Here is an 18,206-nt window from a genome sequence, read left to right on the forward strand (position 1 = left end):
AAACCAATGTTTGGACTATGAAAAAAATTCTCCATTTAATTTCCTTGTCTATCCTGCTCTTTTCTTTTAGGGTTGGTTTGGAGGTAAAAGCCCAGGATACTTATGTGTACCTTGACCGGCAGGTAGTTCATGCTCAGGGGGCCGGGCAGGAGGGGGCCAACAGTGTTATACTGTTTTTGAATAAGGTAGAGTCCATCCACAAAGTGAATTTTGTTTATCAGCGGGAATTGATAGAAGGCAAGGTGATGCCCTTGGTTGTCAATGAAAATGATAATGTGGAAAGTATCCTGAAACGGATGCTGCCACTGTTAAACCTCAAGTACAAAAAATTGAAAGGTGGTGGATACACCATTCTGCCGGTGAAAGTAGTAAAGAGTATCTCTACGGTATCATCCGGCCCCAAATTGTTAGGGGATTTCCATGAGTCTGCTCTGTCAGAAAAAAAATCACTTCCGCAGTTTCCTATTGGAACGATGCACCCGGCAGACTTTACTGTCAAAGGGAAAGTTACCGATCAGGCCAATGGAGAGGGGTTGCCAGGGGTCAATGTGGTGATCAAAGGTTCGCAAATCGGTACGGCAACCGATGAAAATGGTAATTTTAGCCTCGAAGTGCCTGACAAAAATGTCATGTTGGTTTTTAGTTTTGTTGGTTACGAAAAGCAGGAAATAGCGCTGGCCAACCGTTTGAAAATCGATGTTGTGCTTGCTGCCGATAATAAATCTTTGGATGAAGTAATCGTCGTAGGTTTTGGAACGCAGAAAAAGATCAATTCAACAGGTGCTATTTCAACGATCGGGACGAAAGAACTGGTACAGTCACCTGTGGCCAATATCAGCAATTCTCTAGTTGGTCGCTTACCGGGTTTGTTTGCGACCCAATCGGGCGGGGAGCCGGGAAATGACGGCTCTAAAATCAGGATACGCGGTGTAGGTACATTTTCAGGAAGTACTGACCCGCTCGCACTGGTAGATGGTATTCAGGTTGATAATTATAATAACATCGATCCCAATGAAATTGAGTCCGTTACCATCCTGAAAGACGCTTCCTCCACAGCCGTGTATGGTATACGTGGAGCAAATGGTGTATTGATTATTACGACGAAAAGAGGAAAAGTCGGGCCACCTAAAATCAGCTACACCTTTAATCAGGGTATCAATTCATTTACCGGCATGCGTGAAATGATGAACAGCGCTGATTACGCCACCCATTTTAACGATGCTTTGAAGGCTGATGCTTACACAACCGGCACCGTATATTCACCTAAATATACCGATGAGGACATAGCCTTATATGCCAATGGTAAAGATCCTGTTTTTCATCCGAATGTCAACTGGCCTGATGTAATGTTTAAGAAGTCATCAAAACAATCCCAGCACAATGTCAGTATCAGTGGTGGGCAAAATAAAGTGCGGTATTTCGTTTCCGCGGGTCTTTTTAGTCAGGAAGGTTTGTTTAAAGATACCAAAGATGTGACAGACGCATTTTCTCCGCAGTCTGTTTTTAAAAGATACAACATCCGCTCCAATTTCAATTTTGATCTGACTAAACGGTTGAAAATGTCATTGGATCTTTCCTCACAGACTGAATCGAGAAGCGGCAATAATGGGTCCAGTACGGAACGTGTTGTGGCCGATGTGTTTCGCGCCAGCCCGTTAAGTACACCGGGCGTAGTAGATGGAAAGATCGTCAATATTTCTACCGGATCCCAAAATAATCCTTACGTATCCCTTCTCTACCCCAACCTCGCCGGAGGACTGAAAAGGTCCTATCGCAATTATTTAAATGGTTTACTCCGGTTTGATTACGATCTTGGTTTTGTTCTTGACGGGTTATCTACCCATGGCAATATCGCCGTGCAGACCTACAATGACCAGCAGATTGTCAATACAAAAACCCTGATCACTTACCTGGCTGTTAAACTTCCCGATGGAAGCATCAATTATGTTCCTTCCACAACCGACGCGCAATTTGGCTTTAGCCAGACCGGTACCTACAACAGAAGGATCACAGCTGAATTTGGTATTGATTACAAAAAGAGTTTTGGCAAACATAACGTGACTGGATTGTTGCTATACAATCAGCAAAAAACCTTTGATCCGACTTTGGCTTTTTTGGTTCCTAAAGGATACCAGAGTTTTGTAGGACGCGCTACTTACGATTATGACGGACGTTATCTTGCGGAGGTCAACGTGGGTTATAACGGAACTGAGAATTTTGCCCCGGGTAAGCGTTTTGGTTTTTTTCCTGCCTATTCATTAGGCTGGGTTGCCTCTCAGGAGCCATTTTTTCCTAAAACAGCTTTTGTAACCTTTTTGAAAGTCCGCGGTTCTTACGGAGAAGTGGGTAATGATAACATCGGCGGTACCCGTTTTCTTTACAGGCCGACCAGTTACAGCAGCGTTCCCAATATGTATTATTTTGGTAATGTAGGCTCTACTTATAGCGGATACACCGGAATTCGTGAAGGGGCAACAGGCAATCCCGATGTTACCTGGGAACGCGCTGTGAAACAAAATGTCGGACTTGAAATGGCTTTCTGGAAAGATAGAATCAAATTTACAGGCGATTTATTCAGTGAGCAGCGTAGCGATATCCTGGCCACACCCCAGTCTATTTCAGCTATCACAGGGCTTTCACAACCTGCAAGCAATCTGGGTAGGATGCAGAATAAAGGTTTTGAGGCCGATATCACCTACCAGGGAAACGCGGGAGAATTTGGTTACCGTATTTCAGCCAATTATAGTTTTGCAAGAAATAAAGTACTTTACCGGGATGAGGTCCCTAATATTTATACCTACCAGAATCGTACTGGCAAACGTTTAGGCCAGAACTTTGGCCTCATTGCGGATGGACTTTACAATACTTGGGAAGAAGTGAACGACACCCAAAGGCCTGTTTACCAATATGTAAATAACAAAATACAGCCAGGTGATATCAAATACAAGGATTACAATGGAGATGGTGTTATTAATGACTTCGATGCCGTCCCGATTGGCTATTCTAATTTACCCGAAAAAACTTTCGGTGCCTCGTTAGGCCTCAATTACAAAGGTTTTGACTTATCCGTCTTGTTTCAGGGCGTAGGCAATGTGTCGCATTATTACACCCGCTTTCAGCGTGGAACCGGTTATGGTCAGGCACCGCCCGAGGGCTCTGCCAGTTACATGAACGAAAGCTGGACGCAGGAACGATATGATGCCGGTTTGCCGATCAAGTTTCCAAGATTTTCGGTGAATAGCAGTCCCAATAATGCCGGTTCGTCCTATTGGCTTGCGGACGCAAGTTATGTGCGTTTAAAAAATGCGGAACTGGGATATAAATTTCAGGAAGGATTGCTCAAAAAGCTGGGCATAAAAACTTGCCGTATATACGTCAATGCGAATAATCTCTTCACCTGGAAAAAAATGTATCCCGGTATTGATCCTGAAAACACTGCGACGGGTGATACCAATACGGAACCCTATCCCCTTGTTCGTACGATCAACGCCGGCCTTAACCTTAGTTTTTAAGCATATCGATCATGAAAAAAATATATTTACTTTTCGCAATTTTTGCAGGCTGCCTTTTGACCTCATCCTGTGACAAACAGTTCCTGGATAAGGCGCCTGGTGTCGATCTTACTGAGGATAATGCATTTGTGGATAAAGCCAGTCTTGAAATTTTTATGGCCACGATCTATAAATACGCAGTACACTCCAACTTTCGGTACAGGACTCAGGGAGAAACAGTAACGACTCCCGCCAGTGGTTACACGCCTTTTTCGGGCGTCAACGCAACGGATTGTATCCACCCCAGTTCAAGTATGAGTGATGAAGGAGATGCTTCTGAGGCTGCCTTCGTAAGCAGCAACCGCTGGAATGAAGGGGTGATCCTGCCCAACAACATCCTCAATAATGAGGATTTTAGATATTTTATCCGCTGGATCGCCATCCGTCAGATCAACCTGGTTTTGAAAAGGATCGACGAGGTGCCGGATGCGGACGATACTTACAAAAAGCAGATCATAGGTGAGGTGAGGTTTTTAAGAGCCCTGAATTACATGGAAATGCTCAAACGTTACGGAGGGGTACCCATCGTAGAGCAGGTGTTCGAAGCTGGTGTCAAAGTGGACGTACCCAGAAGTTCGTTTGCTGATTGTGTCAATTTCATCGTAAAGGATATTGACGAAGGATATAAAGACCTGCCTGCTACCTATTCCGCTTCCCAAACCGGGAGGGCTACTTCTGTGGCAGCGCTTTCGCTGAAATCGGAGGCGCTGTTATACGCAGCCAGTCCGCAATTTAATACCGCCACGCCGGTTTTAAGTATGGGTAATGCCGCTAATAATAACCTGATTTGTTATGGAAATTATGATGTAAACCGCTGGAAGCTGGCGGCAGATGCTGCCAAAGCAGCACTGGACTTGGCACTTGCCAACGGGTATGGACTAATTGATGAGGTGGCAAACCGAAATCCAAAAGAGACAGACAATGGAACGCAGGGTGCCCTGGGAAATTACAGGGTATCGTGGGAAACGACTAATCACAAAGAGTTGATATTCATGTACCAGGGCGGTGCTGCCGGTGTTGGAGGAATTACGAATATTGGAAATGCTCCTTTGACTTTCTGGAACGCGTCCTGTTATGGCTCATTCTGGAGTGGTATCAGTGTGCCTCTGAATTTTATTAAAAAGTACGAAAAAATGGACGGCACTCCGCAAACCTGGGACGCAGCCGGCGGCGATGACCTTATCGGGAAATATACTCAGCTCGATCCGCGGTTTAAACAAACCATGTCCTACACCAATTCCTATTATACCGCAAGGGATCCCATTGCCCAGATTTATAGTGGCGGTAAGGATTATGTCAATTGCAAGGGAGGCGTTTGGCTTAGAAAATACATTCCAAGAAATGCAACCAGCGGAAATTTTGTAATGAATGATGTATTGTTTCGGGTAAATGAATTATACCTCAATTATGCAGAAGCACTCAACGAAGCTTCTGGGCCTGTAAAAGCAGCTCATGATGCTGTAAATGCCATCAGAACACGCTCAGGAATGCCGGATTTGCCTGCATCATTAACGCAAGAGGAATTTCGCCAAAGGGTCAGAAATGAAATAGCCATAGAAATGGTGAACGATGACCATCGTTTCTGGGACGTAAAACGCTGGCTTATTGCCGAACAGGAAGGTGTAATGAAAGGTAATTTTGACGGCTTGCAGATTACCAGATCAGGTACTGCGCCTGGCTATAAATACGCCTGGAAACCCTACACCTTCGAAACCAGAACTTTCAACCAGAACATGTATCTGCATCCTTTCCCTCAAAACGAGGTACAAAAGGGAAATCTGGTTCAAAATCCAGGTTGGTGACATTGGTTTAAGTGATGTTGAGTTAGATATTTTAACCCGTCAGAAAAATGATTATGAAATTACCATATACAATAAGAACCGTTTTAGTGCTTGTTCTCCAACTTGGAATAACAGCACTGTACGCACAAAATACAGGAAAAGAGGATACCGCTGTTGTTTACCGGAAATCAAATCTGACGGATATCGGATTTGGAAAGCAGCCTTCGCACCAGGTTACAAGTGCGATATCGACAGTTAACGGCGTTGATCTGGAAAAGAACTTTACACTGAATTTGGGCAATACTTTATATGGCCGGCTACCCGGTCTTACGGTATCACAAGGAGGATCGGAGCCGGGTGCCTCAACACCAGGCCTTTTTGTAAGAGGGATCAATACGATTGGCGGTGCCGGTACAGCTCCTTTGTATATTATTGATGGCTACATCAGCAACGGAGCCGGAGCTTCAAACGCGGTGATGCAATTAATGCCTGAAGAGATTGAATCTGTTTCTGTCTTGAAAGATGCAGCAGCCACGGCAGTATATGGTGCGAGGGCTGCCAATGGGGTAGTGCTGATCACAACAAAATCAGGCAAGGAAGGCCCGTTGAAAGTTTCTTTCACAACCAAACAAGGTTTTAATAATGCCCAATACCTGCCCAAATTTTTGAATTCTTATCAATATGCTTCACTTTACAATGAAGCACTTACCAATGACGGCCTCGCTACCCGGTATACACAGGCTGATTTGGATGCTTATCAAAATGGAACGGATAAGTACTTTCATCCGGATGTGAACTGGTATGAGCAGGTCCTGAGAAAGACGGCTCCGGTGTCCAGTTATAACCTTACGTTTAGCGGGGGCGACAATTTTGTACGCTATTTTGTAATGCTCAACGCTTTGAGCAGTCAGGGTTTGTTCAAGAAATTCGGAGATCAAAACGATGAGAGTTCCAATTCCAAGTATGCAAAGTATAATTTCCGGACAAATCTGGATGTCAACCTGACATCACGACTTTCCGCTGAATTTAAAATTGCAGGTTCCATCGAACAAAGCAACAATCCGAATAACTATACGACCGGAGGGACTTTTAACCTGCTGGCTTCATTGTCTCCGAACGCATTTCCTATCTACAATCCCAACGGTAGTTACGGTGGAAACAGTCTGTACTCAAACCCTGTTGGCAACATGCTTTCAACCGGTTTTTTTAGAAATAATTCACGGACCATTTTATCCTCCTTAAAACTGACCGAACAGCTGGATATGATCACCAAAGGACTGAGTGTTTCAGGCGCGGTTTCCATCAATAATTATTTCGAATCAGGCTCGCAAAAGAGCAAGACTTATCCGAGGTTTTCAATTTCTAAAAGTGTAACGGGTGATACGCTCTACGGACCCGCCATCGGCCAGCTGAGTTCCCTTGCAGGTACTGAGCAAACACTGGATCAATACAGAAATCTGATCATTCAGGGTTTTCTAAACTACAAAAGGGTATTCGGGAAAAGTGATATTTCGGCAATGGCCATGTTCAATTCTGATAATGTTACGCTGTTTGGGCCAACATCTGATCCTTCAACACCTTCTGCAAACTCAACAGATGCGTACAAACATAACAATGGTGCAGGACGTTTAACCTACGTATACAACAACAAGTACATAGCCGAATTTTCTGCCGCTTACATGGGCAGTGAAGGCTTTGCCCCTGGAAAAAGATATGGATTTTTTCCGGCAGGTTCTGTTGGCTGGATTGTTTCAAATGAAGGATTTTTGAAAAACGTAAAAGCGATCTCATTTTTGAAACTGAGAGCTTCGTATGGTATCACTGGAAATGATATTATAACTTCCCAGGGACTTTCTACGCGGTATGCCTATACGCCAACCTTTGGCGGGGCAGGTTACTTTTTTGGTACAGGTAATAATGGCGTGGGCGGTTTTGCTGAGAATACCATTGCCAATCCCAACGTAACCTGGGAGAAGGAAAAAAATCTCAATATTGGCGTAGATGTGTCCTTGTTCAAAAACCTGTCTTTATCTGCTGACTTTTTTAACAGGGATCGTTACGATATTTTAGTTTCTTCCAGCAGTACAACGCCCTTATTTTCAGGTATCCTTACACCTAACCTTAATCAGGGCAAAACAAATAACCGGGGTTTTGATTTATCTCTGAGATACAGCAGTATGGACAAAGGCAAACTGCACTATTTTGTAGAAGGAAATATCTCTTATTTTAAGAACAAAATTATCTTCAACGCCGAAGCTCTTCAGGTCAACCAGCAGTTGTACGCGACCGGAAAAAGAATTGGACAACCGCTTGGTCTTAAAGCCATAGGGTTTTATTCTGCTGATGACATTGCAAAACGGCAAGCCGATCCAAGAAGTGTTGCAGGCGTGCTGACGGAGGCTATCAAAGCAGGAGATATTAAATATCAGGATATCAGCGGAGCTGCTGGCAAGCCCGACGGTATCATTGACGCCAATGACCGGATGCCTATCGGAAATCCAGGCCTTCCTAATTTTACAGCAGGTGTCCATGCCGGTCTTCAATACAGAGGATTTGATCTTGATCTTGTTTTTCAAGGGGTTACGGGCAGTACTGTTTATTTGGGCGGTAACTATTTCCACGCTTTTCAGGGAAATGGTCAGGTAGCGCCAATTGCGGAAGGAAGATGGACACCTGAAACTGCTGAAACAGCAACCTATCCAAGACTGTCTTCAAAAGACAATCTTAATAATTACCAGTTCTCTTCCTTTTGGCAGCGCAACGGCAATTTTATCAAATTACGTAGTGCAGAGATCGGTTATACGCTGCCGGGTAGCTTTTCCGAAAAGATCAGGATCAACGCAGTCCGTGTTTTTGTCAACGGAACCAATTTATTCTCTTTGGATAAAGTAAAATACGGAGATCCTGAATCGCTAACTGGCTATCCCGTGACCAGAACTTTGACGGCCGGAATCAAAATTCAATTGTAATCTTTTCAAATCGATTCGAAAATGAAAAAATATATTTATGCCTGTTCTGTTTTTTTTGCAGTAATGCTAAGTGCCTGCCAGGATCTTGACCGGGAATTTGTAACGACCATCGGGCAAAATGAAATTCAGCAATCGTTCACCAATGTGCAGGCAACGCTAAGCTCAATTTATGCTGATGTTCCTGACGGCACGGTTTACATAGGAGGAGCAGCCATGATGTCATCCGCTACCGACGAATCAGAGTTTACCACAGAAACAAATTTTGTTCAGGCCTTTAACACGGGCAGCTGGAATGCCATCAGTAACCCGGATCAGGTTTGGGGGAATTATTACCGGGGCATCCGCAAAGTGAACCAGTTTCTATTATCAACCGGGAAAATTAATCTGGATCCCTGGAAACTGGATCCTTCCTCTTCAGGGCAGGCTGTTTACAACACGAACCTTGCCGCCATTAAAAGATGGCGTTATGAAGCAAGATTTTTGAGAGCATATTTTTACTTTGAACTGATCAAAAGATACGGCGGCGTACCAATTCTGAATAATGCGCTTTCGTTGGAAGACGATTTCTCGGGTATATCGCGTAACTCGCTCAATGAATGTTTGCAATTTATTACTTCCGAGTGTGACTCAGCGGCGGTTCAGCTTCCTTTGAACGCCTCAACGGCTCCTTACATCGCTGCCACAGATCTCGGCAGGGTAACAAAAGTAGCTGCGCTGGCGCTAAAAAGCAGAGTGCTTTTATATGCCGCAAGTGATTTGTTCAATAACCCTTCCTGGGCTGGGGGATATGCAAAACCTGAACTGATATCTCTACCTTCCGGCGACAGGATGGCTCGCTGGAAAGCAGCTTCGGACGCTGCCAAAGCGGTAATAGATGCTGATGCACTACCGACCCTGGGAGCGTATAAATCGCTTTTTAACACCTTCAACAATGGCGAAATCATCTTTACGAGGAGAAACGGTGCGAGTAATCAGTTTGAAAAAAATAATTCACCCATCGGCTTTAATCTGGGTCTCAGTGGTAATACGCCTTCGCAGGATCTGGTTGACGCCTATGAGGTAAAAGTAAATGCGACTACCGCCGTTCCTTTCAACTGGAACGATCCGGTTATGGCGGCAAATCCCTACGCCAACCGGGATCCGCGGTTAGGGTTTTCGATTGTTACAAACAACAGCGCCTTCGGTACACCTTCCCGCAACGTTGAATTATGGAACGGGGGATTGGATGGAAAACCTATAATAAATGCTTCTAAAACAGGATATTATCTTCGTAAATATCAGATTGAAAGTTTGAATCTGTTAAACGGGAATACAGGTGTACATAGCTGGATCGTTTTACGCTACCCGGAAATTTACCTGAATTATGCCGAAGCCCTGAACGAATGGAGCCCGGGAAATGCTGACATCAAAAAATATGTGGACCTGGTCAGGACCAGAACCGGTGTCGCTATGCCTCCTCTGGCGGCGGGTCTTTCGCAGGCGGATATGAGAGAAAAGATACGAAACGAAAAGCGGGTTGAGTTTGCTTTTGAGGATCACCGTTTCTGGGATGTGCGCCGCTGGATGCAGGGACAGGCTTATTTTGCCAAAGCGCTGAACGGTGTAGAAATCAAAAAGAATCCGGACAATACTTTTACCTACAAACCGGTGAAGGTGGAAGACCGGGTTTTTGAACCTAAAATGTACCTCTACCCGATACCTCAAAGCGACATAAATATCTCAAATGCCCTGGAACAGAACCCAATGTGGTAGCATCAGCCATTGTCAGGGAATTTTGCTAAGTGGTTCAGGATTCGGCAATCAGATGGATGCTTAAATCGGTTTCAAGAAAATTGCCAAATGACGACCGTCAGGTTGATTTTATAATTAAACATGTGATAGCTATCCGTTATGAAAATGATCATTTGGTCCTGCCTGCTTTTTATATCGACTGGTGGTTGCAAAAAGGAAATAAATAGCTTACCGGCCGCAGCGATAAAAGTTAGCGGAACGCTGACGGTTTATCCTGCTCCGGGGGATCTTAACCTGGTTGAACATCTGAAAAAATCTGATGATTATATCGTTGAAGTCCGCAAAAAGGGAGAAACAGATTATCAGTCTCTTTTTGTGTACAAAACCGATAATTATTGGATAGATACCTATTTTGGAGGAGCTCCAAAACCGCAGGCTTCGGCCTCTTTCACCAGTTTTGCCATGCTTGAAACCGCTGTTGAGGTGAAAGTGACGTTCAAATCTGCGGCAGGTCAGGTTATGATAAGGCCTCTGAATTTTGGTATCAACCCAGTAGTCAATGGAAACACAGTCACTTTTACCTTAGGCGAACCCCGCAAACTTTCCATCGAAATTAATGACAGGAAAAACCCTTTATTTCTTTTCGCCGAAGCCCCGGACGTTCCTAATACGGCCGCCACGTATTATTACGGGCCGGGTGTACACAACATTGGCCTGCAAAAAAGTATAAAGTCCGGCGAATCTGTTTACATCGCCGCAGGTGCGGTGGTGGAAGGTTCTTTTATGCTTCCGTACAATACCAAAAATATCAGCATCAGGGGAAGAGGTATCCTGACCATGGGTGAGTGGAAACATGAGTCTACGGATATCGCCTGGCTTGGGGCACATTCTGCGATTAAAGCGAACGGAACCAGTAATTTGCAAATGGAAGGCATCATCATTGCCAACAGCTGCGGCTGGACGATTCCTATTTATAATAGTGATAATTTGACTTTTGATAACCAGTTTCGCAATCTGAAACTCATTTCCTGGAACGGCAATACGGATGGGTTCTGGGTAAATGGCAACAACCATCTGATTGATGATTGTTTCATTTTTAACAATGATGATATTTTCATGTCCCACGGCGCGACCAATTGCAAGATATCAAATATTGTAGCATGGGGCGGGCCATGGGGCAGGCTTTATTGGGTAAGCAACCAAAAATCTACCTCAAAAATAATACTGGAAAATATTAACCTGATCGGCAAGGATGGTGGTGTAGGGGTGATCGTAGTGGACGGAGCAACCGGCACGGACCTTACAGTAAGTGACATCACATTTAGAAATCTGAGAATTGAGGCCCATCCTAAAACCAGCAGTTACAATACCAATAAACTTTTTGTTTTCAATTCAGGATACAAAAGTACAACCAACTGGCTTTTTGAAAATGTAACTGTGGACGATAAAAATCCCGATGAGGGAGGTTTTTTCGGGACGGAGCGTGCAAGAATTACAGGAGTGAAATTTAAGAATTTCAAGATGGCCGGGTTGAAGGTAAATTCCTTATCGGAAGGCAACTTGGGAAGCAATGCTTTTGCCTCTGGTATAACCTTCGAATAGGGATCAGCTTTTCGTGGATAGGATACCATTTTCTTATTTGAATCATCAAAATTTTGTGACAATTCTCTACTCTTTGCAGTTTTAATTGGCGACAGTAAACCGTCTTCCTGAGTTTGGCACCTTTACATGTCATGATTGTCGATAGTTGCCTGAGTGGAAAACAATGGATTGTATCATCACTTAAAGTGCAGAACCAAAAAGTATTTTTCGAAATAATTAGAATGAATTTTTAAAGAAAAACCGGAAATAATGGACTTTAATCAATACAGGTATACGATGATCTCAGCCTGCCTGGCAGTATTTATCTGTATCACAAGATGCGAACTGGCAGCTTCCCAGAGCAGTCAAATTTCTATGTTGAAAAACAAGGCGCCTTTTCCTGTTGGTTTTGCCATTGATCCGGCAATGGTTAAAAATAATGCGCTATACCGCCAGACAATCATTGAACAGGTAGCCAGTTTAACAGTCGCCAATTACATGAAACCAAGTCGGATTAGTCCGCAAAAAGGCGTTTTCAACTTCGAACAGGCGGACTACCTTATCGATTTTGCGAAACAACAAAATAAACGTGTACATGGCCATACCCTGGTTTGGTACATCAACACGGCACCCGAATGGATGAAGGCAATAAAGGATTCAACAGAACTTGAAAATGTCCTGAAAAATTATATTGCAACCGTGGGTAATCATTTCAAGGGAAAAGTAGCTTCCTGGGATGTGGTAAACGAGGCTTTTAATAATCAGGACGGTGCGGTGCGAACTGAGGTACAGGACAATAAAGGAAAAACAGTTTTGAACCTGGGCGGAATTTTAGGGAAGGATTATGTGGCCAGAATGTTTCAGTATACCCATCAGGCCGATCCCGGAGCTTTGCTTTTCTACAATGAATATGGGCAGGAAGGAAATCCTAAAAAGCTGGAATCTGTCCTGAACATGGTAGCCGATTTTAAAAAGCGCAAAATACCAATCCATGGTCTGGGTTTGCAAATGCATATCAGCATCAGTACTTCGGATGCAGGTATTGAGAATGCCCTTCAAAAATCGGCAGATACAGGGCTGATGATCCATATTTCAGAGCTGGATATCGCGATAAATGCTACCAAAAAGCCTGATTTTAAAGCAACCCCGGAATTAATAGAAAAGCAGAAGGAAAAATACAAGTTTGTCGTCGCGGCTTACAAGCGTATTGTTCCGGTCAAACAGCAATTTGGTATTACCATGTGGGGCGTTGGAGATGCGGATAGCTGGATTCCAGGATTTTGCAGCTGTTCAGATTTTCCATTATTATTTGATGAAAAATATAAACCCAAGATAAGTTACGAAGGTTTTGCAGAAGGGTTAAAATAAAGTTTGGGTAAAGCAAACGGGATAAATCGTACGAAGGTGCGTTTCACAGTAGACTACGATTTGTCTTATTTTTCGAATATAATCAGCTAATTTAATGAAGATAATTATCTCAATAGGTATTTTATGTTGTGCCTGTTTGCAGGGTATAGCGGCTAATTTTTACGTAGCAGCGTCCGGAAATAATAGCAACACAGGCGCCAGTATAAAGTCACCCTTCCTGACAATCCAGAAAGCTGCCGATTTGGCCACAGCGGGAGATACCGTTTTTGTAATGAATGGTACTTACAAGTCTGTTTCGGGCCCACTATTGAACATTACCAAATCGGGGAAAGCGGATAAGTACATTGTTTTCAAATCATATCCCGGACATACCCCTAAACTGACTGCATCTGGGAATGTATGGAATACGGTTGCGATTAATGGCTCGTACATTTTATTTGAGGGGTTTGAAATGGAAGGTAATAATGCGAATCTTACCTATGAGGGAGCGATGGCAGTTTACAACGAGCATCTCAACGGTGGAAAGAATTACTCCGGGTACGCAGCTTTCAATACCAACGCAATCACCATCGGCGGGCCTAAGGCAGAATCCAAATTTCCGCATCATATTGTAGTGCGCAATTGCATTGTCCACGATTTTCCGGGTGGCGGCATCAGTGCGATCCAGACTGATTATGTTACAATTGAGAACAACGTAGTCTTCAATAATGCCTGGTATATGATGTATGCAGGAAGCGGTATCAGTATTCTTACACCATTCAACAGCGATCAGGTAACGGGTTACAAAAACATCATCAGAAACAACATCGTAAGCGGCAATAAAACCACCGTTCCCTGGATCCAGCTGAAAAGGCTCAGCGATGGCAATGGGATCATTATCGATGTAAATCAGCATGCTTACAATAATCAGGATTCACCTGCCGCAACCGCCAAAGAGGCATATACGGGCAGGACGCTGGTCGAAAATAATGTGAGTTTCAACAACGGGGGGTCGGGAATCCACTCGTTCAAGGCCGATCATGTGGACATCATCAACAACACCGCTTACCACAACGGAACCGTGATGAATTATCCGGATATTTTCACCAATCAATGCCAGGATGTCAACATCATCAACAACATCATGTACGCACGTGACGGTGGGTTATGCAATTCCAAACCGAAAAACACAACGGAGGTTTATGCCAATAATGTCTATTTCAATGGCCAGGTGGGCCATAAAGGAGAAAACGACATCGAAGCAGACCCTCAGTTTGTAAAACCGTCGACCGATCATAATTTGGCAGATTTTAAATTGAAGAAAAGCAGTCCGGCTGTCAATCACGGGAGCGGTGTAAAGGGCTTTTTTAGTGTGAAGGACATTTTAGGGACAGTTCGGCCCAAAGAAACAGCGCCTGATTGCGGCGCTTACGAACAGACATTTTGACCCAATTTCAACTATTTTATGAGCCTAAGAAAACTGATTTGTCTGTTGAGTTTTCTGCTGCCTTCCTTTGCGATCCATGGCCAGCAGTATAATATCGTGGATTTTGGAGCGAAAACCGATACCACTTTTATCAATACAAAACCGATTCAGGCAGCGATTGATTTATGTTTTACCAAAGGCGGGGGAGAAGTGCTTGTACCTGCGGGGAGATATTTTACGGGCACCGTTTTTCTTAAATCCAATGTATACCTGAACCTCATGCCCGGTGCGGTTTTGCAAGGCAGTTATAGCCCGGAAGACTACCCGGATCATAACATTCTGGCAGCGAAAAAATTTGGTACCATCACTCATAATGGCCTTTATGTGGAAAACATGAAAGCGGTCATCATCGCTGATAAAGCAGAGCATACTGGAATTATCGGCATGGGTGCCGTGCGCGGGGCAGGGGATGGGAAGGCTTTTCAGCTTGGGCTCAACAAAGACGGAAAACCTAAAAACCTGTTTTTTATCGACTGCAAGGACGTTCTGTTAAAAGGGATTCAGGTGCTGAACGCTGCCCAGATCACCATCTCCATATCGGGCTGTGAGCGCGTGACTGTCGAAGGGATCTACCTTCGGAGCATGTCCAACTGGAATTGCGATGGCCTGGATATGGACGCAAAAGATGTCACGATTTCGAACTGCACGATTGACTCCGAAGATGATGCGCTTTGTTTTAAAAGTGAATACCTGGGCAAATTTTGCGAGAATATCACCGTGACAAACTGCATACTTTCATCGCTGTGCAATGGGATTAAATTTGGTACCGGCTCCCGCACCGGTTTTCGCAACATTTCTGTCAGTAACTGCATTATCAAAAAAGCGTCGTTCAATGGCTTTCGGCACTGGAATATGACGCCTGATATGGTCTATAAACCAGAAGAGCAAAGCGTGAATACGGGCATAGTCATCCTGGGTGTTGACGGTGGTCTTGTTGAAAATATCAATATTTCCGATATCGACATGACAGACGTGCTCAGTCCGATATTTATTCGGGTTGGAGCTCGATTTGTCAGTCCGGATGGCAAGCCTTCAGTGATGCGCCATATCAGTATTCAAAACGTACGCGCTACCAGCCGAAGCATTATTCCTTCCATTATTGCTGGCCTGGAAAGTAGCCCGGTGGAAGATATCAGGCTTTCCAATATACACATCTCCGTTCCGATTGCAGTAGATGTTTCGCAAATAAAAGCTTTTCCTGCAATACCTGCTGAGAATACAAAAGGTTATCCTGAAAACCGGCTCACGTTCGGCGCCAGGCTTCCTTCCAGCGCATTCTATATCCGACATGCAAAAGGAGTTGTCCTTTCTGACGTTACGTTAACATTTCCAGCTAGTGAGGCAAGAACGCCTTTTGTTATGGACGATGCAAAAGGTATTTTGTTGAAAAATATTGAAGTAAACGGCCGGAAAATTCGTAGTGAAGCAGGCACAATTTGCAAAATCGCAAGTGAGGTGCGTGTGGCCGAATAGCAGCGGCAACCGGAGGCTTTTAATCACTAAACAGACTATTCAAACGAATGTATATTTCTAAAATATTTAATGCAGCATTGGCCATACTTTTTCTGGCTTACAGCAGTATTCATGCACAGGAACAAAAGCCCTCAAAGCTGACGGGCAGATACTATCAACTGATCGAAGCACCGACGAATCCGGAAAAATGGGATACCTGGCGAAATGAGCTTCGGGCCTGGAAGGATTCTACCTTGCAGGAATTGAAATACAACAATGAAAACTACCGTAATCAGGAATTCAAATGGGCTTCGCAGGCCTATTCGACCTTCTTTTTAATGGCCAATGAAAAGACACTTTATGACAAGGACGGGAACTATGATATCAGGGCTTGTCTGAAAAAATATGAACAGGAATATGGCGGTGTGGATATAGTCGTGCTCTGGCCCACATACCCGCAACTGGGTTTTGACAACCGGACCCAGTTTGACTTTTACCGCAACCTTCCGGGAGGGGTGGAGGGACTTAAAAAACTAAGCACGCAGCTGCATGCAATGGGCAAAAAGCTGATGATCGCCTACAATCCCTGGGATAATATTGGCAGAAAACAAGGTGTCCGCGACGAGGATGAGCTTTTAAAAATGGTGAAAGAGGTTGAGGCCGATGGTGTTTACCTGGATACAATTTCGATTGTGGACGGATTTTTCGACGATCTACAAAAGGCCAAAAAGGGTGCTATATTTCAGTCGGAGATACCCATCACGCCCGAGGCGTTGAACCTGGTGCATCAGTCGTGGCTCGAAGTGGGCTGGAATGAGAAATTCAAAAACCTGGAATTTGCCGAAGTTCCGCATCTGGTCAGAAACCGCTTTTTGGAACAAAAGCATCTGATTTACCGACTCTCACGGTTCAGTCACGAACAATCCACATTGCTTCAGAATGCCTGGGTCAATGGCTGCGGACTGGTGATTTGGGAGAATGTTTTCGGGACGGTAAATCCTTTGAACCCGCGTGATAAATATCATTACAAGACTATGTTGCCGGTTTTGAGACAATACTCTGCTTTTTTTACAGAAGGTGAATGGACGCCGCTGTTTCCAATTAAACTAAACCGCATTTTTGCATCGCAGTGGAAACTGGGCAATAAGATACTTTGGACGGTCATTAACCGCCAGGAACAGCGCACGATAGGAAAGCTTTTCGAGGAAGATTTTGTCGAGGGTACGCGTTATTTTGATTTGATCACCGGAGAGGAGATGCACACCAGCATCGAAAATGGCAAGGTCAGCATCTATGCGGATTACAGGCCAAAAGCTATCTCCGGAATCCTGGCGATCCCGGCACAGGAATGTACGCCGGAGTTTTACGCTTTTCTAAAAAAGCAGGCAGATGCCTATCTTGCGGCTGATTTCAGTACCGTTGTGAATCTTCCAAAGCATGTACTTAAACCCGTTGATTCTACAAAAAAATACAAGTCCAAAAAATTTCCCAATAATATGGTTGAAATTCCCGTTCCGGCAGATTCTGTGAAGATGACTTTTGCCTTCCGGCAGCGGGAATGCAATTTTTATCCGATTGGCAACTATGTTGACTACTCTTATAGCCAGGCCCGGAATGAGATTACTAAGGGACAAGTAACTTTAAAATTAAGTCCATTTGCAATGGATGTAACGCACGTGTCCAATGCTGAGTTTGCCCGGTTTCTGAAAATGTCGGGCTACAAACCTGAGCATGCAGAAAACTTTCTTAAACATTGGGTCGCTGGAAAGCCTCCAAAAGGCCAAGAAAATCACCCGGTAACGTATGTTGATCTGAATGATGCACGCGCCTATGCCAAATGGTCTGGGAAAAGACTGCCTACAGAGGCAGAGTGGCAATGGGCTGCGCAAAACGGGGCTGTGGCAACGGTTTATCCCTGGGGTAATAACTTTGACTCGACAGTCGTAAATACCGGACAATGGGAGGGAACGACACCTGTTAAAAAGTTTGAGAAAGGCAGGACATCGGTCGGTTTATACGATATGAGTGGAAACGTATGGCAAATGACCGAAAGTGAGCGCACGGATGGCTATAATGATTATTACATATTACGCGGCGGCGGATGGTATATTAACAGGGCATCGGAATGGTATGCAGATCAGGGCGCTCAAAAAAACAATTTTGGAGCGAAATACTTGCTGACCTGGCCAGGGTTGGACCGATGCGCCACCGTTGGTTTCCGCTGTGTGGCGGATCTGGAATAGTTATGGAAGGAAAATACGTTAATCTAGAAAAAAGAAGATTGGGATTGCTTAGCAGTTTCGCGAAG

General features: G+C 44.3%; 9 protein-coding genes. All 9 read left to right on the forward strand.

The annotated features are described in order from the left end of the window. The first annotated feature begins 17 nt into the window (after positions 1 to 17). The 9 genes from FZF08_RS24665 (at position 18) to FZF08_RS24705 (ending at position 18,141) form a co-directional block, all read left to right on the forward strand. Positions 18 to 3,512, forward strand: a complete 3,495-nt coding sequence (locus FZF08_RS24665; protein WP_159475005.1) for a TonB-dependent receptor — start codon at positions 18 to 20, stop codon at positions 3,510 to 3,512. A gap of 11 nt (positions 3,513 to 3,523) precedes the next feature. Continuing rightward, the gene (locus tag FZF08_RS24670) at positions 3,524 to 5,353 is read left to right on the forward strand and encodes a RagB/SusD family nutrient uptake outer membrane protein (RefSeq protein ID WP_159475009.1); all 1,830 of its coding nucleotides are present in this window, start codon (positions 3,524 to 3,526) and stop codon (positions 5,351 to 5,353) included. A 47-nt stretch (positions 5,354 to 5,400) separates the two neighbouring features. Beyond that, on the forward strand, positions 5,401 to 8,301 hold the full coding sequence (locus tag FZF08_RS24675) for a TonB-dependent receptor (protein WP_159475011.1): 2,901 nt from the start codon (positions 5,401 to 5,403) through the stop codon (positions 8,299 to 8,301). Between the two features lie 21 nt (positions 8,302 to 8,322). Further along, complete coding sequence (locus tag FZF08_RS24680; protein ID WP_159475014.1) at positions 8,323 to 10,053, forward strand: RagB/SusD family nutrient uptake outer membrane protein; 1,731 nt, start codon at positions 8,323 to 8,325, stop codon at positions 10,051 to 10,053. 138 nt (positions 10,054 to 10,191) lie between these two features. Next, positions 10,192 to 11,634, forward strand: a complete 1,443-nt coding sequence (locus tag FZF08_RS24685; protein WP_159475017.1) for a glycosyl hydrolase family 28 protein — start codon at positions 10,192 to 10,194, stop codon at positions 11,632 to 11,634. A gap of 249 nt (positions 11,635 to 11,883) precedes the next feature. Beyond that, entirely contained in the window at positions 11,884 to 12,981 is a 1,098-nt protein-coding gene (locus tag FZF08_RS24690) for an endo-1,4-beta-xylanase (RefSeq protein WP_159475020.1), read from the forward strand. A gap of 94 nt (positions 12,982 to 13,075) precedes the next feature. Continuing rightward, entirely contained in the window at positions 13,076 to 14,407 is a 1,332-nt protein-coding gene (locus tag FZF08_RS24695) for a right-handed parallel beta-helix repeat-containing protein (RefSeq protein WP_159475023.1), read from the forward strand. 18 nt (positions 14,408 to 14,425) lie between these two features. Beyond that, complete coding sequence (locus FZF08_RS24700; RefSeq protein ID WP_159475026.1) at positions 14,426 to 15,919, forward strand: glycoside hydrolase family 28 protein; 1,494 nt, start codon at positions 14,426 to 14,428, stop codon at positions 15,917 to 15,919. A gap of 47 nt (positions 15,920 to 15,966) precedes the next feature. After that, on the forward strand, positions 15,967 to 18,141 hold the full coding sequence (locus FZF08_RS24705; protein WP_159475047.1) for an SUMF1/EgtB/PvdO family nonheme iron enzyme: 2,175 nt from the start codon (positions 15,967 to 15,969) through the stop codon (positions 18,139 to 18,141). Positions 18,142 to 18,206 lie beyond the last annotated feature (65 nt).

The sequence above is a fragment of the Dyadobacter sp. 3J3 genome, assembly GCF_009801115.1.
Classification (GTDB): Bacteria; Bacteroidota; Bacteroidia; order Cytophagales; family Spirosomataceae; genus Dyadobacter.